This is a genomic window from Tistlia sp. (genome assembly GCF_040905785.1).
In the GTDB taxonomy this organism is placed as follows: Bacteria; Pseudomonadota; Alphaproteobacteria; order Kiloniellales; family DSM-21159; genus Tistlia.
Genome location: NZ_JBBDQW010000045.1, coordinates 26,112 through 44,480, shown reverse-complemented (window position 1 = coordinate 44,480; position 18,369 = coordinate 26,112). Strand labels below are relative to the sequence as shown.

At 72.1% G+C, this 18,369-nt stretch carries 14 protein-coding genes; 5 read left to right on the top strand and 9 right to left on the bottom strand.

Going from position 1 to position 18,369, the window contains the following annotated elements:
- Positions 1-67: 67 nt before the first annotated feature.
- From WD341_RS10780 to WD341_RS10760, 5 genes are all read left to right on the top strand, one after another.
- A complete protein-coding gene (locus tag WD341_RS10780; RefSeq protein WP_368425455.1) occupies positions 68-922 on the top strand; it encodes an ABC transporter substrate-binding protein in 855 nt (284 codons plus the stop codon).
- Between the two features lie 155 nt (positions 923-1,077).
- Complete coding sequence (locus WD341_RS10775; RefSeq protein WP_368425454.1) at positions 1,078-2,154, top strand: glycine betaine/L-proline ABC transporter ATP-binding protein; 1,077 nt, start codon at positions 1,078-1,080, stop codon at positions 2,152-2,154.
- Positions 2,151-4,157 (top strand): ABC transporter permease, encoded by a 2,007-nt coding sequence (locus WD341_RS10770; RefSeq protein ID WP_368425453.1) that lies wholly within the window; start codon positions 2,151-2,153, stop codon positions 4,155-4,157. Before WD341_RS10775 ends, WD341_RS10770 begins: the two co-directional genes overlap by 4 nt.
- A gap of 10 nt (positions 4,158-4,167) precedes the next feature.
- A complete protein-coding gene (locus WD341_RS10765; protein ID WP_368425452.1) occupies positions 4,168-5,064 on the top strand; it encodes a phosphotransferase in 897 nt (298 codons plus the stop codon).
- A 19-nt stretch (positions 5,065-5,083) separates the two neighbouring features.
- Positions 5,084-7,558 carry an FAD-dependent oxidoreductase gene (locus tag WD341_RS10760; protein ID WP_368425451.1) on the top strand — a complete coding sequence of 825 codons (2,475 nt, stop codon included), beginning with the start codon at positions 5,084-5,086 and terminating at the stop codon, positions 7,556-7,558.
- A 19-nt stretch (positions 7,559-7,577) separates the two neighbouring features.
- Here the strand turns inward: WD341_RS10760 and WD341_RS10755 are convergent, their stop codons facing one another.
- The 9 genes from WD341_RS10755 to WD341_RS10715 all read right to left on the bottom strand — a co-directional run bounded on the left by WD341_RS10755 (position 7,578) and on the right by WD341_RS10715 (position 18,363).
- The gene (locus WD341_RS10755) at positions 7,578-8,534 is read right to left on the bottom strand and encodes a TAXI family TRAP transporter solute-binding subunit (protein ID WP_368425450.1); all 957 of its coding nucleotides are present in this window, start codon (positions 8,532-8,534) and stop codon (positions 7,578-7,580) included.
- Between the two features lie 40 nt (positions 8,535-8,574).
- The gene (locus WD341_RS10750) at positions 8,575-9,264 is read right to left on the bottom strand and encodes a DUF6134 family protein (RefSeq protein WP_368425449.1); all 690 of its coding nucleotides are present in this window, start codon (positions 9,262-9,264) and stop codon (positions 8,575-8,577) included.
- Between the two features lie 102 nt (positions 9,265-9,366).
- On the bottom strand, positions 9,367-10,263 hold the full coding sequence (locus tag WD341_RS10745; protein WP_368425448.1) for an NAD(P)-dependent oxidoreductase: 897 nt from the start codon (positions 10,261-10,263) through the stop codon (positions 9,367-9,369).
- Between the two features lie 22 nt (positions 10,264-10,285).
- A complete protein-coding gene (locus tag WD341_RS10740; RefSeq protein ID WP_368425447.1) occupies positions 10,286-11,797 on the bottom strand; it encodes a tripartite tricarboxylate transporter permease in 1,512 nt (503 codons plus the stop codon).
- A 7-nt stretch (positions 11,798-11,804) separates the two neighbouring features.
- Positions 11,805-12,284, bottom strand: coding sequence for a tripartite tricarboxylate transporter TctB family protein (locus WD341_RS10735; RefSeq protein WP_368425446.1), 480 nt, complete (start codon positions 12,282-12,284; stop codon positions 11,805-11,807).
- Between the two features lie 96 nt (positions 12,285-12,380).
- Positions 12,381-13,361 carry a tripartite tricarboxylate transporter substrate binding protein gene (locus WD341_RS10730; protein ID WP_368425445.1) on the bottom strand — a complete coding sequence of 327 codons (981 nt, stop codon included), beginning with the start codon at positions 13,359-13,361 and terminating at the stop codon, positions 12,381-12,383.
- A 328-nt stretch (positions 13,362-13,689) separates the two neighbouring features.
- Positions 13,690-14,904, bottom strand: a complete 1,215-nt coding sequence (locus WD341_RS10725; protein WP_368425444.1) for an MFS transporter — start codon at positions 14,902-14,904, stop codon at positions 13,690-13,692.
- Positions 14,904-16,985 carry an acetate--CoA ligase family protein gene (locus WD341_RS10720; protein ID WP_368425443.1) on the bottom strand — a complete coding sequence of 694 codons (2,082 nt, stop codon included), beginning with the start codon at positions 16,983-16,985 and terminating at the stop codon, positions 14,904-14,906. The genes WD341_RS10725 and WD341_RS10720 overlap by 1 nt, the downstream gene beginning before the upstream one ends.
- Positions 16,986-17,181: 196 nt before the next feature.
- Complete coding sequence (locus WD341_RS10715; RefSeq protein ID WP_368425442.1) at positions 17,182-18,363, bottom strand: aminomethyltransferase family protein; 1,182 nt, start codon at positions 18,361-18,363, stop codon at positions 17,182-17,184.
- Between the last annotated feature and the right edge of the window lie 6 nt (positions 18,364-18,369).

Genomic DNA, 18,369 nt, shown 5'->3' with positions numbered 1-18,369 from the left:
CTGGGCAGGCACCTGGGCGGGGCCTGCCGCGGCGGCCGACTATCCGGAGTCCGACGACCCCATCAAGATGACCATCCACGACTGGACCGGCCAGTACCTGACGACGCACATCATGGGCAGCGTGCTCGAGGAGATGGGCTACAACGTCGAGTACGTGCAGGCCGATTACCTGGCGCAGTTCGCCGGCCTGGAATCGGGCGACCTCGACGTCGCCATGGAGATCTGGGAGACGACCGGCAAGGATGCCATGGACGCCTCGCTGGCGACCGGCGACACCGTCGATCTCGGCGAGACCGGCATGGATGCCATCGAGGAGTGGTGGTACCCGGCCTACGTCAAGGAGCAGTGCCCGGGCCTGCCCGACTGGAAGGCGCTCAACGACTGCGCCGAGCTCTTCGCCTCGCCCGAGACCCAGCCCAAGGGCCGCTACCTCGGCGGGCCGGTGACCTGGGGCGGCCACGACGAGGAGCGGGTCGAGGCGCTCGGCCTCGACTACGAGGTCGTGCATGCCGGCACCGACGCCGCGCTCTTCGCCGAGATCCAGTCGGCCGTGCAGCGCAAGCAGCCGGTGCTGGCCTGGGTCTACACGCCGCACTGGGCGCCGATCAAGTTCGAGGGCGAGTGGGTGGAGTTCCCGCGCTACACGCCCGAGTGCTACGACGACCCGAGCTGGGGCGAGAACCCGGACAAGGCCTTCGACTGCGGCAAGCCGCGCGGCTGGATCAAGGCCGTCGGCTGGGCCGGCGGCGAGCAGAAGTGGCCCGCCGCCTACGCCGCGATCCGCAACTTCGAGATGACCAACGAGGCGATGGGCGAGATGATCGGCAAGGTCGACCTCGAGGGCGTGCCGGCCGACGTCGTGGTCCAGCAGTGGATGGACGAGAACCAGGACGCCTGGAAGTCCTGGTTCCCGAAGCAGTAGCCGCCCCGCGCGGCGCGCCGGGCCTCCGCAGCGCTTCGCTGAGGGCCGGCGCGCCCGCCGGTTTCTCGCCCCCGCCCGCAACCGCTGGACTCTCGAGCGCCATGCCGCAGCCCCTGGCAGACGCATCCGGCCGGGCCCCCGGGACCGGCCCGGCGGTGCCCGCAAGCGATGCGTCCGCGACGAACGTCAAGCTGAGCTGCCGCGGGCTCTGGAAGGTCTTCGGCGAGGGCACCCGGCGCTTCCTCGACAGGCACGACCTCGAGAGTCGCGACGGCCCTCCGGGGACCGCGGAGCTCGCCGCCGCGGGCCTGATCGGCGCCGTGCGCGACGCCACTCTGGAGGTCCACGACGGCGAGGTCTTCGTCATCATGGGCCTGTCGGGCTCGGGCAAGTCGACCATCCTGCGGTGCCTGTCGCGGCTGATCGAGCCGACCGCCGGCGAGCTGCTGTTCGAGGGTCGCGACCTGCTGGCGGCGAGCGAAGCGGAGCTGACGGAGATCCGCCGCCACAAGATGGGCATGGTGTTCCAGCACTTCGCGCTGCTGCCGCACCTTGACGTGCTGCGCAACGTCGCCTTTCCACTCGAAGTCCAGGGCGTCGAGCGGGCGCGCCGGGAGGCGCGGGCCCTGGAGGTCATCGAGCTGGTCGGCCTGAAGGGCCGCGAAGGCTATTTCCCGCGCGAGCTCAGCGGCGGCCAGCAGCAGCGCGTCGGCATCGCCCGCTCGCTCGCCGCCGAGCCCGACGTCTGGTTCCTCGACGAGCCCTTCTCGGCGCTCGACCCCCTGATCCGGCGCGAGATGCAGGACGAGTTCATCCGCCTGCAGCGGGTCCTGGCCAAGACCATCGTCTTCATCACCCACGACTTCGACGAGGCGATCCGCCTCGCCGACCGCATCGCCATCATGAAGGACGGCGCGATCGTTCAGATCGGCACGCCGGAGCAGCTGGTGACGCGGCCGGCAACCGAGTACGTCGCCGAGTTCACCCAGGACGTGGCGCGCGCCAAGGTGCTCTCGGTGCGCTCGGTGATGGTGCCGGGGCCGATCCCGAACGAGGTCGCGGGCGAGCTGCCGGCGGCGGCGCGCATCGCCGAGGTCGCGCACCGCGTGGTCAGGGCCGAGCGGCCCTTCGCGGTGGTCGAGGCCGACGGCCGCCGGGTCGGCCTGCTCGAGCGCGACGCGGTGCTGGAGGTCCTGGCGCCGCCCGACCGGGGCGCGAAGGCCGCGCCATGACCGCCGCCGCCGCCACGGCGCCGGGGACCGCCAGGGTGCTGCGTCCCGGCCTCCTGCCCTGGGCCACGGCCCTCGCGGTGCTGCTCGTGCTGTGGCTGGCGGCGCCGCGCCTGCCCTGGCTCGTCGACTATCCCGACGCCTGGATCCTGCCGCTGCGCCACTGGATCAGCGACGCCATGCGCTGGCTGGTCAAGGAGGCGAGCTTCGGGCTCTTCACCTTCAAGGAGCTGACCCGGGCGCTCGCCTGGCTGCTCGACCTGCCGCTGCAGGCCTGCCTGGTCCTGCTGTCGCGCGGCTTCGAGCTGCCGCTCGGGGGCGGCGCCGTCGTCGCGGTGCCGCCGCTGTCCTGGCTCGGCGTGCTCGGGGCCCTGACCTTCCTCGGCTGGCGCTTCGGCGGCCGGCGCCTGGCGGTGCTGGTCGGCCTCTGCTTCGGCTACCTGGTCGTCTTCGGGCAGTGGGACAGCGCCATGGTCACGCTCTCGGCGATCCTGGTCGCGGTGCCGATCGGCGTCGTCGGCGGCTGCCTGCTCGGCGTGCTGAGCTACCGCCACCGTGTCGTCGAGCGCGCGCTGACGCCGCTGCTCGACCTGATGCAGACCGTGCCGGTCTTCGCCTACCTGGTGCCGGTGCTGTTCCTGTTCGGCTTCGGCCCGGTCTCGGCGATGATCGCGACCATCGTCTACGCCATGCCGCCGATGGTGCGGATCACCCTCCTGGCGCTGCGCGGCGTGCCCCACGAGATCGTCGAGTTCGGCCGCATGACCGGCTGCAGCCGGCGCCAGATGCTGTGGAAGGTGCTGCTGCCCTCGTCGCGCTACAGCCTGATGGTCGGCGTCAACCAGGTCATCATGCTGTCGCTCAACATGGTCATCATCGCCTCGATGATCGGCGCCGGCGGGCTCGGCCACGACGTGCTGACCTCGCTGCGGCGCCTGGCGATCGGCGACGGGCTGGAGGCCGGCGTCGCGATCACGGTCCTGGCGATCTCGCTCGACCGCCTGAGCCAGGCGATCGCCAGCCGCAAGGCCATGCCGGCGCACCTGCAGCAGGCGCGCGGCTTCATGGCGCGCCACGGCACCCTGCTCGGGGTTCTCGGCATCCTGGCCGGCAGCTACCTGCTGGCCTTCCTGCAGCCGCCCCTGCGCGGCTACCCGGCTTCCCTGGTCGTGGATACCGGGCCGCTGTTCGACGACCTGGTCGAGTGGATCAACGTCCACCTGTTCGTCTACCTGGACGCCGTCAAGTCGGCGCTGCTTATCCACCTGCTGATCCCCTTCAAGCGCTTCCTGGTCGAGGCGCCCTGGCCGGGCGTCGCCCTGCTGGTCGGCGTCGCCGGCTGGCGCCTCGGCGGGCCGCGCCTGGGCCTGCTGGTGGCGGCGCTGACGGTCTTCATCGCGGCGACGGGGAACTGGGAGAAGGCCATGATCTCGGCCTATCTCTGCGGCATCTCGGTCGTGCTGGCGATGCTGATCGGGCTGCCGATCGGCGTGCTGGCGGCGCGCAGCGAGCGCGTCCACCGGATCGCCCAGAACACCGCCGACACGCTGCAGACCCTGCCCAGCTTCGTCTACCTGATCCCGGTCGTCATGCTGTTCCAGGTCGGCGACTTCTCGGCGATGATCGCGATCACCCTCTACGCCCTGGCGCCGGCGGTGCGCTACACCGACCACGGCATCCGCGGCGTGTCGCCCGAGATCGTCGAGGCCGCGCGGATGTCCGGCTGCCGGCCGCGCCAGATCCTCTGGAAGGTGCAGTTCCCGCTGGCCCTGCCCGAGATCATGCTGGGCGTGAACCAGACCATCATGATGGCGCTCTCGATGCTGGTGATCACCGCCCTGGTCGGCACCCGCGACCTCGGCCAGGAGGTCTACATCGCCCTGACCCGCGCCGACATCGGCCACGGCCTGGTCGCCGGCCTCTGCGTCGCCTTCCTGGCGATCGTCGCAGACCGCCTGATCGGCGCCTGGTCGGCGCGGCGCCGCCAGGAGCTGGGGCTGGAGTGAGGGAGCAGCCATGACCGGCGCCTACGACGATCCCGCCGCGCGCGTCGCCGCGCTCGACATCTGGTCGGGCCGGGTCGAGCCGCGCCCGGTCGAGGGCGGCATAACCAACACGAACTTCCTGGTCGAGGACGCTGGCCGGCGCTTCTTCGTGCGGGTCGGCGCCGACATCCCGGTGCACGGCGTGATGCGCTTCAACGAGCTGGCGGCGGCGCGCGCCGCCGAGGCGGCCGGCATCTCGCCGGCCGTGGTTCACGCCCAGCCCGGCGTGCTGGTGACGCGCTTCGTCGAGGGCCGGACCCTGGGCGAGGCCGACCTGCGCGACCCGGCGATGCTGGCGCGCGCGGTGCCGCTGGTCCGGCGCTGCCACCGCGAGCTGGCGCAGCACCTGCGCGGCCCGGTGCTGATGTTCTGGGTCTTCCACATCCTGCGCCACTACGCCGCCGAGCTGCGCGAGGCCGGCAGCGCCCGCGTCGGGCAGCTGCCCGGCCTGCTGGCGCGCGGCGCGCGGCTGGAGCGGGCGGTCGGGCCAATCGAGGTGGTCTTCGGCCACAACGACCTGCTGCCGGCCAACTTCATCGACTCGGGCGACCGGCTGTGGCTGATCGACTGGGACTACGCCGGCTTCAACTCGCCCTTCTTCGACCTCGGCGGGCTCGCCTCGAACGGCCAGCTCGGACCCGAGGAGGAGGAGCGGCTGCTCGCGCTCTACCTCGAGCGGCCGCCCTCGGAGGCCGACCTGCGCGCGCTGGCGGCGATGAAGGCGGCCTCGCTGCTGCGCGAGAGCCTGTGGAGCATGGTCTCCGAGGTGCGCTCGGCCATCGACTTCGATTTCGCATCCTACACCGAAGAGAACCTCGCCCGCTTCGAGCGCGCCTGGGCCGCCTTCGAGCCCTTCGAACAGAACTAGACGCATCCGGGAGGTGCCGATGGCCCAGGTATCGAGCAGCGCGGCGCCGAGCAAGGCGGTACCGGACAGCGCCCAGGTCGTCGTCGTCGGCGGCGGCATCGTCGGCTGCAGCACCGCCTACCACCTGGCCCGGGCCGGGGTGCGCGACGTGCTGCTGCTCGAGCGCCACAGGCTGACCAGCGGCACCTCCTTCCATGCCGCCGGGCTGGTCGGGCAGCTGCGCAGCAGCGCGAACATCACTCGGCTGCTCAAGTACTCGGTCGAGCTCTACGGCCGGCTCGAGGCCGAGACCGGGCAGGCGACCGGCTTCAAGCAGAACGGCGGCCTGCGCCTCGCCTGCAACGCCGAGCGCATGACCGAGATCCGCCGCCAGGCGACGACCGCGCACTCCTTCGGCCTGGAGATGCACCTGCTGGGCCCCAAGGAGGCCCGGGAGCTGTGGCCGGTCATGGAGGTCTCGGACCTGGTCGGCGCCGCCTACCTGCCGACCGACGGCCAGGCCAACCCCTCGGACCTGACGCAGGCCCTGGCCAGGGGCGCGCGCCAGGGCGGCGTGCGGATCGTCGAGGGCGTGACGGTGACCGGCGTGCGCGTGGTCCGCGGCCGGGTCGCGGGCCTGGTCACCGACGCCGGCGAGATCGCCTGCGAGAGCCTGGTGAACTGCGCCGGCCAGTGGGCGCCGGAGATCGGCCGCCTCGCCGGGGTTTCGGTGCCGCTCAGCTCGATGCAGCACCAGTACCTGGTCACCGAGAGGATCGAGGGCGTGGCGCCCGACCTGCCGACCCTGCGCGACCCCGACGGCCTGATCTACTTCAAGGAGGACGTCGGCGGCCTGGTCATGGGCGGCTACGAGCGGCGGCCGCTGCCCTGGGCCGAGCAGGGCATCCCGGAGGGCTTCGTCTTCTCGCTGCTCGACTGGAACTACGAGCAGTTCGAGCCGCTGATGGAAAGCGCGCTGCACCGCGTGCCGAAGCTCGCCGAGGCCGGCGTGCGCCAGTTCGTCAACGGCCCCGAATCCTTCACCCCCGACGGCAACTTCATCCTCGGCGAGGCGCCGGGCCTGCGCGGCTTCTTCGTCGGCGCCGGCTTCAACGCCTTCGGCATCGCCGCGGCCGGCGGCGCCGGCTGGGCGCTGGCCGAGTGGGTCGCGCGGGGCGAGGCGCCGATGGACCTGGCCGCCGTCGACATCCGCCGCTTCGGCCAGCCGCACCGCAGCGCCGAGTGGGTGCGGGCGCGCACCGTCGAGGCGACGGGCAAGCACTACACCATGGCCTGGCCCCACGAGGAGCAGGAGTCGGGCCGCCCGGCGCGGGTCTCGCCGCTCTACGGCCGGCTCAAGGCGGCCGGCGCCTGCTTCGGCGAGAAGCTCGGCTGGGAACGCCCGAACTGGTTCGCGCGGCCCGGAGAGGAGCCGGTCGACCGCTACAGCTACGGCCGCCAGAACTGGTTCGAGGCGGTCGGCGAGGAGCACCGGGCGGTACGCGAGCGGGTCGGCCTGTTCGACCAGTCGTCCTTCGCCAAGTTCCTGATGGTCGGTCCGAGCGCCGCGGCCGCGCTGTCCTGGATCTGCGCCGGCGAGGTGGCGGGCGCGGTCGGCCGCCTGACCTACAGCCAGCTCTGCAACCGCCGCGGCGGCATCGAGTGCGACCTGACCGTCGCGCGCCTGGCCGAAGACCGCTTCTACATCGTCACCGGCACCGCCGCGGCGACCCGCGACTTCGACTGGATCGCGCGCAACATCCCGGAGGGCGCCGAGGCGCAGCTGGTCGACGTGACCTCGGCCTATGCGGTGCTGACGGTGATGGGGCCGCGCGCCCGCGACCTGCTCTCGCAGGTGACCCGGGACGATCTCTCCAACGAAGCCTTTCCCTTCGCCAGCTGCCGCGACATCGCGATCGGCGGCGCCCCGGTGCGCGCCCTGCGCGTCACCTACGAGGGCGAGCTGGGCTGGGAGCTGCACCTGCCGAGCGAGTGCGCCGCGGCGGTCTTCGACCGGCTCAGCGAGGCGGGCGGCGCCTTCGGCCTCGCCAACTGCGGCTACCGCGCCATCGAATCGCTGCGCCTGGAAAAGGGCTACCGCGCCTGGGGCAGCGACATCACCAGCGACGACACGCCGCTCGAGGCCGGCCTCGGCTTCGCCGTCAAGCTGACCGCCAACACGCCCTTTCTCGGCCGCGAGGCGCTGCTGGCGCAGCGCGAGGCGGGGCTGAAGAAGCGCCTCGCCTGCTTCACCGTCGAGGATCCCGCCGTCGTGCTGCTCGGTCGCGAGACGCTCTACCGCGACGGCGAGCGGGTCGGCTACCTGGCGAGCGCGGGGTGGGGTTATACCGTCGCCCGCAACATCGGCTACGGCTACGTCCGCGCGCAGGCGCCGATCGACCGCGCCTTTCTCGAGGGCGGGCGCTACGAGCTGGAGGTCGCCGGCGAACGCGTGCCCTGCGAGCTCAACCTGCAGCCGCTCTACGACCCGAGGATGGAGCGGGTGAAGGGGTAGGGCGGCGGAGCTGGCGCCGTCACGGCGCCCAGCCCTGCTGGCGATAGTAGAGGGCGGCCCCGGGGTGGACCGGCGCGGCGCCGGTGCGATGCACGGCGTTGGCGACGGACAGGGCCTCGAAGGCCGGGTGCAGCCGGCGGAAGTCGTCGAAGTCGTCGAACACCGCCCTGGCGATCTCGTAGGCCACGGCCTCGCTCATGCGGGTGGTTGTGACGACCACCGCGCGCACGCCGAAGCTCTCGACGTCGGCCGGGTTCGGCGAATAGGTGCCGCCGGCGATCACGGCGCGCTCGTAGTCCTCCTTCTCGGACAGCATCCGGTCGATGGCCGGGCCGCTGACCGGCACCAGCCGGCCGCGACAGGTCTGCGTCGCGTCCGCGATCAGCCCGTTGGGCTGGGCGACCGAGTAGACGATGGCGTCGACCTCCTCGGCGCAGAAGGCCCGGTTCTGCTCCGCGGGCGCCAACTCGCGCACCTCCGCGAAGTCGGCGCGCGTCAGGCCGAGCGCGGCCAGGACGTTCTCCATGTCGGCGCGCTGGCGCGATCCCGGATTGCCGATGCTGATGCGCTTGCCGCGCAGGTCGTCGAGCGAGCGGATCGTCGATTCCTGGTGGACGACCAGCGTGAAGACGTCGGCATGGCCGGCGAAGAGGACACGAAGCTCCCCCGCAGGCCCGGCGAGGGCGAAGGGACCGCGGCCGGCGACGGCGTCGGCGAGCAGGTCCGAGGTAGCGATGCCGACCTCTATGCGGCCGTCGCGCAGCGCTTCCAGGTTGGCGACGGCGCCCTCCGAGGGTCGCTCGGCGCAGCGCAGGCCGTGGCGGTCCCTGGCGAGGTTGAACAGGCGGCAGATGGAGCCGCCGAGCGGGTAGTCGATCTCGGTGGGGCTGGCGGTGCCGATCACCACGTCCGGACGCCGTGTCACCTGGGCGCAGCCAACCGCGCCGACCGCCAGGGCCGCCAGCGTGCAGGCCACTGTCAGCGAGCGCGCCCAACTCCGCCCAGACCGGGTTCCTCTAGGTCGCGAGCGCATATTCCAGGGTCTCCCCTTTGAACTCGACCAGGGCCTTAACCCAGCGCTGCTCCTCGTCGTAGAACAGGCTGCCGGCGTAGTAGGGCGTGATGATCCGGTGCCGGGTGGCGCGGATCCGGCCGCGGGGCGTCTCGACGGAGGCCTTGCCGAGCCGTTTCGTGACGAGACCGATCTCGCCGCCATGCTGGACGTCGATCAGTCTTGCCGCCTCGACGATCCGGCTGTCCCAGAGTGCGTCCGAGGTCAGCAGGTGCCCGGCGGCGAGGAAGGGGCCGTCCTTGCCGACGACGCGGAAGCCGTCGCCGACGGCCTCGCCGGCGACCTCGAGGCTCCTGCCCTCGCTCTGCGTCCTGGCCACGACCGCCTGCAGCCGCCCGCCCTGCCAGACCTCGCGCGCCTCGTGCCGCAGGCTGAAGACCGTGAAGAACAGGACCTTGGCGGTAATCTCGATGTAGGTCTCGACGACCAGGCGGTCGGCCTCGGCGCGGAAGGCGACCCGGTGCTCGCCGATCTCCGAGCCCTGCCACAGGCAGCGGAAGCGCAGGTCCCGGTCGCTCGCGGCCCGGGCCGAGGGCAGGCCGCCGCACAGCGCCGCGCCCCCGGCGGCGGCCTGGACGAGCAGTCGCCGACGGCTGATCGCAGCGCCGTCTTCTGTCCAGCGGGGAAGGGCCAAGGCTACCTCCAGGACCGGCGAACGACCGGAGCCCGCACGAGGAGCGGGCGCCGCAGCGAGCGTAGCACCCCCGGATGCGGGGAGGGAACCTTGCCCGCCGACTCAGGTCTTGGCGCCGTTGACCTCGCTCAGCACGTCGACCAGCTGCGGCACCAGCTCCTCGCCGTGGCCCAAGGCCACGGCCAGGGTCAGGGTCTGCAGGGCGGCCGGGGCCATCGCGCCGAACAGCCCGGCCTCGCTCGCCATGTTGTTGAAGTAGCGCAGGTCCTTGCGGGCGTTGCGGATGGCGAACTGCAGGCCGGAGGGATCGCCGTCGATGGCCTGGGCCATCATCTTCTGGAAGATGCCGCTGTTGACCGGCCCGGCCGAGACCAGCTCGTTGAGGCGGACGAGGTCGACGCCGACCGTCCGCGCGGCGGTCACCGCCTCGGCCACCAGGCTGGCCAGGCCCATGGCCATGAAGTTGTTGATCAGCTTGAGCTTGTGCCCGGCACCGAGCGGTCCGACGTGGAACACGTTCTCGGCGTAGCAGGCCATCACCGGCTTCAGCGTCGCGAACAGCGTCTCGTCGCAGCCGACCATGGTGTTGAGCTTGCCTTCCTCGGCTTCCTTGGGCGTGCGCGTCAGTGGCGCGTCGACGAGGTGCACGCCCCGGGCGGCGGCGATCTCGCCCAGGCGCAGGGTCGAGCTCGGGTCGGCGGTGCTGGTGTCGACGACGATCATGCCCTCGGCGGCGCCCTCGAGCAGGCCGTCCGGGCCGGCGACGATCGCCTCGACATGGTCGGAGGTCGGCAGGCACAGGAAGACGATGTCGCTGGCGCGCGCGACCTCGGCCGGCGTCTTGGCCTCCTTGGCGCCGCGCCCGACCAGGTCGTCGACCGGCTTGCGGTTGCGGTGGCCGAGGATGGTCAGCGGGTGGCCGGCGCCGTGCAGGTGCTTGGCCATGCCGTGGCCCATCAGGCCGACGCCGACGAATCCGATGCGTTGCTTGTCGCTCATGAAGCTCTCCCTTGGTTGGTCGTCATTCGTCGGCGCCGGATGCCTTGGCCGGCTCAACCTTGCCCCGGCGCAGCCGGAAGAACAGCGGTGCCACCCAGATCAGCAGGGTGACGACGCCGAGGCCGGCGGCGATCGGCCGCTCGAAGAAGGCGAACAGGTTGCCGTCGGCCTTGATCATCGAGGTGATGAAGCTGTCCTCGAGCAGCGGGCCGAGCACCAGGCCCAGGATCGCCGGGGCGATCGGAAAGCCGTTCTCCTCCATCAGGTAGGCGACCAGCCCGAGCACCAGCATGACGCCGACGTCGAAGACCGTGTTGTTGATGGCGAAGGTGCCGACGATGCAGAACAGCAGGATGATCGGCATCAGCACCTCGCGCGGCACCAGCAGCAGCTGCTTGGAGGACTTGATCGCCGCCAGGCCGAGCGGCAGCAGCATCAGGTTGGCGAGGAAGAAGGACAGGAAGACCGCGTAGATCAGCTCGGGCTGGTAGAGGAAGACCGTCGGCCCCGGGTTCATGCCCTTCATATAGAGCACGCCGATGACGATGGCGGTGATCGAGTCGCCGGGGATGCCGAACACCAGGGCCGGCACCCAGGAGCCGCCGAGCCCGGCGTTGTTCGAGGAGGCGGCATCGACGATGCCCTCGGGGTGGCCGGTGCCGAACTTCTCCGGCTCCTTCGAGAATTTCTTGCCGACCGCGTAGGAGATCCAGGCGGCGATGTCGGAGCCGGCGCCGGGCAGGGCGCCGACCAGGGTGCCGATCACGCTGCCGCGCAGCAGGTTCAGCTTGTAGCGCCGCAGCACCGGGCCCAGGCCCTTGAAGATGTTGCCGATATGCTCCTGGGGCGCCTTGTAGTGCGGGGTTGTGGCGGTGACGCTGCGGATCACCTCGGCGAGCGCGAACATGCCGATCATCGCCGGGATGAAGTTGATGCCGCCCATCATCTCGACGTTGCCGAAGGTGAAGCGCGGATGGCCCGACATGGGGTCGACGCCGATGGTCGCGATGAACAGCCCGATCAGGAGTGAGACCAGCCCCTTGACCGCCGAGCCCGAGGAGACGAAGGCGGCGCAGGTCAGGCCCATGCAGGCCAGCCAGAAGTACTCGAAAGAGCTGAACCTGAGGGCGATGTCGGCCAGCACCGGCGCCGCCGTGGCCAGCACGGCGCTGCCGAACAGGCCGCCGACGATCGCGCCGGACAGGCTGATGCCGAGCGCCAGCTCGGCCCGGCCCTTGCGGGTCATCGCGAAGGCTTCGTTGGTGTAGGCGGCCGAGGCCGGGGTGCCTGGAATGCGCAGCAGTGCCCCGGGAATGTCGCCGGCGAAGATCGCCATGGCCGTCGCGGTGACGATCGCCGCCAGCGCCGGCACCGGCTCCATGAAGAAGGTGATCGGCACCAGCAGCGCGGTGGCCATGGTCGCCGAGAGGCCGGGGATCGCGCCCATGAACAGGCCGAAGCCGCCGGCCGCCAGCATGACCGTCAGCACGTAGGGGTCGAGGATCAGCCCGAAGGCCAGCGAGATCGGGTCCATGGCGCGCCTACCACTGGACCGGCGGCAGGATGCCCCAGGGCAGGGGGACGCGCAGCAGCTGGCCGAAGGCCTGCTGCATGGCCACGGTCGCGACAGCGGCGATCGCCAGGCTCGAGGCCAGGTGCCGCACGCCGCGCAGCCGGGTCAGCAGCACGGCGAGCAGGAGGAAGGCGGTCGGGATGAAGCCGAGCGCCTTGGCGGCTAGGATGTAGAACAGCAGCAGTGCGATCAGCAGCAGGAAATTCGCGACGTGCCCGGGCGAGCGCATCCAGTCGGCGGCGACCAGCCAGGGGCTCTCGTGGCGCGCCTTGACGCCGCGCACGATCAGCAGGAGGCCGCTCAGCGCCATCAGGACGGCGATCGTCTGCGGGAACAGCTTCGAGCCGTAGTTCTGGCCCGGCATCGGGGGAAAGCCCAGGGTCTGGTAGAAGACCCCGGCGGCGAACACGATCAGGATCGTGCCCGCGACGGCGTCGTTGACCTTCACGGCGGGACTCCGCGGCAGGCGGGGGAAGGGCGACGGAAGGATCGCGTCAGGGCGGGGCGCCTGACTCGGACGCCCCCGCCCTGTTTCGCGCGATCCCTACTGGGCCAGGCCCGCCTTCTTCATCACGTCGCCGAGCTCCTTGTCGGAGGTCGCCATGAAGTCGTAGGCCTCCTGCGGGCCGCGCCAGACCATGCCGAAGCCGCGGTTGGTCATGAACTCCTTGAACTCCTCGCTCTCGTAGGCCTTCTGCAGGGCCTCCGAGGCCTTGGCGACGATGTCCTCGGGGATGCCCTTGGGACCGGCGATGACGCGCCAGGCGCCGACCGTCCAGTCCGAGCCGGTGGCCTCCTTCAGGGTCGGCACGTCCGGGAAGATGCCCAGGCGCTCCTCGCCCATGGTGGCGAGCGGCCGGACGCGGCCGGCCTCGATCAGGGCCTGGCCCTCGGGCAGCGAGGAGGTGACGATGTCGACGCCGCCGGCGACCATGTCCTTGAGCCCGGGCGCGGCGCCCTGGCTCGGCACCCAGGTCACCTGGTCGCCCGGCAGGCCCTCCGAGAGCATCCAGCCGGCGAGGCCGAGATGCCAAATCCCGCCCTGGCCGGTGCCCGAGGCCTTCATCGCGCCCTTGTCGCCGGCCTTGATCGCCTCGAGCAGCGCCTCGGCCGTCTCGTACTCGGAATCCGAGCTGACCATGACGCCGCCGGGATCGATGTTGACTTGGCCAAGCACCGTGTAGTCCTCGTAGCTGAGCTCGGTCAGGCCCTGCCAGTGCATCATCGCGATCTCGACGGTGACAACGCCGAAGGTGTAGCCGTCGGGGTCGGCCGTGGCGATCGCCGAGTGGCCGACGACGCCGCTGCCGCCGGTGCGGTTGACGACGTTGACCGGCTGGCCGAGGTCCTTCTCCATCAGGCTGCCGATGATGCGCCCGACCGCGTCGGTACCGCCGCCGGCGCCCCAGGGCACGATGATGGTGACCGGGCGCTCCGGCCATTCCGCCTGGGCGGCCGGCGTAGCGAGGCCTGCCGCGCCGAGCGCGGCGACAGCGGAGAAGGCGAGCAGGGTCCGTCTGAGCATCGAATTAGTCCTCCCGTGTCGTTTTTGTTCTGGCCGGGCATTGGCGCTCGGCCGGTTGGTCGTCATACACCGAAAGCACGTCCAGCATAAGTCATCATATGACTGCCGATGCGGGCCGCCTAGAGCCTGCTTGGTCGGGCGGCCCCGGCACAAGCCAATTCTTGCGCAGAGGTGGCATGCCAGGCGCAGGTGCGGGTGCGGGTGATGCGCGTGGCCCCGGTGGGGACGCCTGGGTTGGGCAAACCCTTCGGCACGCCGCTGCCGCGGCCGCGACGACCCCGGGGGCGGCCGGATGGCATACCGTCCGCCTCGCTGACGGTCCTTCGCTTTAGCGCCGGCCCCGCATGAAGGGCGTCCGGACCAGGCCGAGCAGCAGGAAGGTCAGGCAGACCGCGGTCATGATCCCCGGCAGGCCGTGCGGGCCGATCCAGTCCATGGCGGCGCCGGCGACCGGGGGGCCGGCGAGGTTGCCCAGGCAGTAGACCATGACGAAGAGCGCGTTGGCCTGGGCCAGGGTGCCGCCCCGGAAGCGGTCGCCGAGCATCGCCAGCCCGACCGTGTAGAGGCCGACGAAGACGCCGCCCCAGACGAACAGCACCGGCCAGAGCAGCCAGGACTGGCCGGCCAGGAAGGGCAGGGCCAGGGCCCCGGCGCCGCCGACCGCGCCGCAGGCCAGCAGCATGGCGCGCTTGTCGGCGCGGTCGGCGAGCCAGCCGATCGGCACCTGCAGGCAGACCGTGCCGGCGATCGCGACCGAGAGCATCAGCACCGCGGTGTCCTGCAGCATGCCGATGCGCAGGCCGTAGATCGCCAGCAGCGACAGCACGCTGGAATCCATGACGCCCGAGACCAGGGTCGCGGCAAAGAGCGTCGGGGCGATCAGCAGCGCCGACCAGCGGCCGTGCTCGCTGTGCGCCTCGATCACCGGGGCCGCCTTGCCGACCAGGATCAGCGGAATCGCGGCCAGGGAGATGGTGACGCAGATGAAGCCGAAGGGCGCGAAGCCCTCGATGTCGACGACGGTCAGCAGCAGGGGACCGGAGGCGAAGCCGATCGACAGCAGGGTCGCGTAGAGCCCCGCGAGCAGGCCGCGGCTGGCCTTTGGGGCCAGGGCGTTGAGCCAGGTCTCGCTGACGATCCAGTGCACCGCCATGCCGAGGCCGACCAGGAAGCGCAGCAGGAACCAGGCCTCGAGATCGCGGAAGCGTGCCATCAGCAGGAAGCTGACGACGATCAGGACGATGCCGCCGAGCAGCAGCGACAGCGCGCGGAAGCGGCGCAGCAGGACCGGCAGCAGCCCGCCCATCAGCAGGGTCGCGACAATCGGCACCGCCGAGTTCAGGCCGATCAGCCAGGTCGCGACGCCCTGGCGCTCGAGCAGCAGGGAGATCAACGGGATCGAGGTGCCGAAGGTCAGGCCGGCGGCCAGGATCGAGGTCAGCACGGCGATCAGTCCGCGACGCCGCAGCGCGCGGTCGAGCGGATGCTCGAAGTGCGCCTCCTGCTGCAGCGGCGGATGGGGAATCGGGTCGGGCGCGGTCATCAAGGAAGCGTCCCGGGCTGCGGCCGCGCCCCGGTGCAGAGGGCGTCGACGGCGAGGCAGCCCCGTTCCTGCACGATCACCGGATTGAGGTCCAGGCTGCCGAGCGAGCCGGCCAGGGCGGCCGCGGCGCGCGACAGCGCCGCGGTGGCCTCGGCCAGCGCCGGCAGGTCGCGCGCCGGCCGGCCGCGTCCGGCGGCCCGGCGGCGCCCCAGGCGCAGGCCCGCGAGGGCCCGCGCCGCCGTCGCTGCGTCGAAGGGCGCCAGCAGGAAGGCCGCGTCCCGCTCTTCCTCGATGCCGAGTCCGCCGGTGCCGAGCATCACAACCGGCCCGAAGTCGGGATCGTCGATCACCCCGAGCGCCGCCTCGACGCCGGGCGCGGCCATGCGGGCGACCAGCACCTCGGGCCCGAGCGCCGCCGTCATCTCGGCGTAGGCATGGATCAGCGCCGCCTCGTCGCCGAGGCCCAGGCGCACGCCGCCGAGGTCGCTCTTGTGCGCGAGACCCGGCCTGGCGGTCTTCAGCGCGACCGGATAGCCGAGCGCGTCGGCGGCCTCCAGCGCCGCCTCGACGCCGGCGGCGGTGCGGCAGGCGACGGTCGGCAGGCCGGCCTCCGCGACCAGGGCCAGGGCCTCGGCCTCCGACAGCGGTCCCAGGGCGAGGCGCGGCTTCCAGCGCTGGGCGAAGCTGGCGGGCAGGGCCGGCACCGCGGCCGGCCGCAGGCGGTCGCGCCGCGCCAGGACGTGCTTCGCCGCCTTCAGCGCCCACCACTCGCCGTCGATCACCGGCAGGCCGGCGCGGGTCAGCTCGATGTCCAGCGGGTCGCCGCCGCTGCCGTGGCGCGAGGTCACCAGGGTGACCGGCTTGCTCGTGCGCTTCGCCGCCTCCAGCGCCGCGCGGCAGTAGCTCGGCTCCAGGCGTCCGCCGCCCTCGCGGTCGAAGCAGAAGAAGGCGAGGGCGCTGTCCGGATCCTCGGCGAGCGCCGCCAGGCAGTCGGCAAAGACGGCCTCGCTGTCGCGCCCGGTGCCCCAGGCGTCGAGCGGGTTGGTCGGCGGCAGGCCCGGGTCGAGACGCGCCGCGAGGCGGGCGATGGTCTCGGGCGAGGGCTGGCCGTAGGGCACGCCCAGCTGCTCGGCGAGGTCGAGCCACAGGCCGCGTTCGCCGCCGCTGTCGTGCAGCGTCGCGAGGCCCCCGGCGGCGACCTTGCGCGGGTGCAGCAGCAGCTGCACCGTCGCCGCCAGCTCGTCCAGGGTCTCGACGCGGATCACGCCGTGGCGCTCGAAGAGCGCGCCGTAGACCGCGTCGTCGCCGGCCAGGGCGCCGGAGTGGCTGACCGCCAGCTCGGCGCTGCGGCGGCTGCGCCCGACCTTGAGCGCGACCACCGGCACGTCCTGCCGGTCGGCGCGCGCCAGCGCCGCCGCGAAGCCGGCGGGATCGCGCGCCGTCTCCATGAAGAGCGCCACGACCTCGGTCTCCGGCCGGTCCAGCGCCCAGTCCAGGTAGTCGGCCAGGGTCGTCGTCAGCTCGTTGCCGGTCGAGACGGCGAGCGACCAGCCGATGCGCTCCTCGCAGTCCGACAGCGCCGAGAGCACCGAGCCGGAGTGGCTGAGCAGGACGGCGCCGCCCTCCAGGCCTGGCGGCGAGGCCCGGAAGCCGCAGACGCTGACCCGGTCCCGGAAGTTGTGGAAGCCCATGCCGTTGGGGCCGCAGATCGCCACGCCGGCGCCCTGCGCCTTGGCCTTGAGGCGCGCCGGCAGCCCGGGGTCCTGCGCCGGGCTGCCGCTGGCGAAGATCGTCGCCGCCCGCACGCCGGCGGCCAGGGCCTCCTCGAAGGCCGCCTCCAGCCGCTCGTTGGGCAAGCAGAAGACGGCGAGGTCGGCAACCTCGGGCAGGCTGGTGCAGTCGGGATGGCAGGGCAGGCCGGCCAGCTCCCGGTAGCCCGGGTTGACCGGGAAGACGCGGCCCGCAAAGCCGCCGCCGAGCAGCTGCGCCAGGGTCAGCTGTCCGACGCTGCCCTCGCGCGCCGAGGCGCCGACGACCGCGACCGAGCGGGGCGAGAGCAGGGGGTCCAGGCGGTGGGGCATGGCTGGGCTCTGGTCGTTGATCGGAGGGTCCGCGGCGGCTTCGCCCCTCACCCGCCTCGCTGGCGCTCGGCACCCTCTCCCCGGAGGGGCGAGGGTTACCTTTCCCTCGCCCCTCCGGGGAGAGGGAGGGGCCCACGCGTGAGCGTGGGAGGGTGAGGGGTGATCCCCGCTGTGGCTTGAAAGTCCTGGCTGAAACCTACTCCCGCCGGTGCGCCGGCGCGTAGAAGCGCGGCTCGACGACGGTCGCGACGGCGTCGACGCGGCCCTGCGTCACTTCCTTCACGTAGTAGATCTCGGCGTTCAGCTTGCGGCCCGGCGTGGCGTAGCGCGCCTCCACCGTGGCCAGCGCGATGTTGCGCTTGAGCACCGGCGACCAGCAGGCTGAGGTGACCTGCCCGACCTCGCGGCGGCCGGCGTAGAGCCAGGCGCCGTGGGCCGGCTTGCGGCCCTCGACGTCGAGGCCGACCAGGCGGCGCTTCGGGCCGCCGGCCTCGCGCTCGGCGAGCAGCGCGCTGCGGCCGTTGAAGTAGCCGGGCTTGGCGAAGTTGACCGCCCAGCCCAGGCCGAGCGCCTCGGGCGTGCGGGTCTGGCTGGCGCGCAGGGCGTGGCCGGCGCCGACGTACTCGACGTTGACCAGCACGTGCCCGGCCTCCAGGCGCAGCACGTCGAGCGCCGCCGAGCCCATCGGCCGCAGGTAGTGGCGTTCGGCGACCGCCATCAGCCGGTCCCAGAGCGTCAGGGCGCGCTCCGCCTCGATCCACAGCTCGAAGCCCAGGTCGCCGGTGTAGCCGGTCCGGCTGACCTCGATCTCCCCGCCCTCGAAGGCGAAGCGGCCGAGGCCGAAGAAGGGCAGGCGGGCCGCCGCGGCGAGGCCGACGTCCTCCAGCACCCGCTTCGACAGCGGCCCCTGCAGGGCGAGGCCGGCAATCGCCCCGGTGACCTCCTCGACCGCGACCTCGAAGCCGTAGGCGCAATCCTCGAGCCAGTGCAGCTGCGGCTCGGCCGCGTTGAGCCGGAAGCTGTCCGCGCTCTCGCGGAACAGCGTGCCCTCCTCGATGACACGGCCGCGGCCGTCGCACCAGGGGCCGTAGAGCACGCGGCCCGGCTTCAGCTTGGTGACATCGCGGGTGAACATGCGATCCAGCATGGCCTCGGCCCCGGGGCCGGCGATCCGGTACTTCAGCATCGGCGAGACGTCGTAGAGCGAGGCGGCGGTGCGCGTCGCGAAGTACTCGTCATCCGGCGACAGGAAGGTCGAGACCGTGGTGTGGCCCTGCCAGCGCTCCCAGGCGTTGACGAGGTTGAGCGCGGCGGTGCGCTCGTGGAAGGGCGTCGGCTGCAGCATCGCGCCGGCGCCGGGGTCGAGGCTCTCGGGCATGTCTTT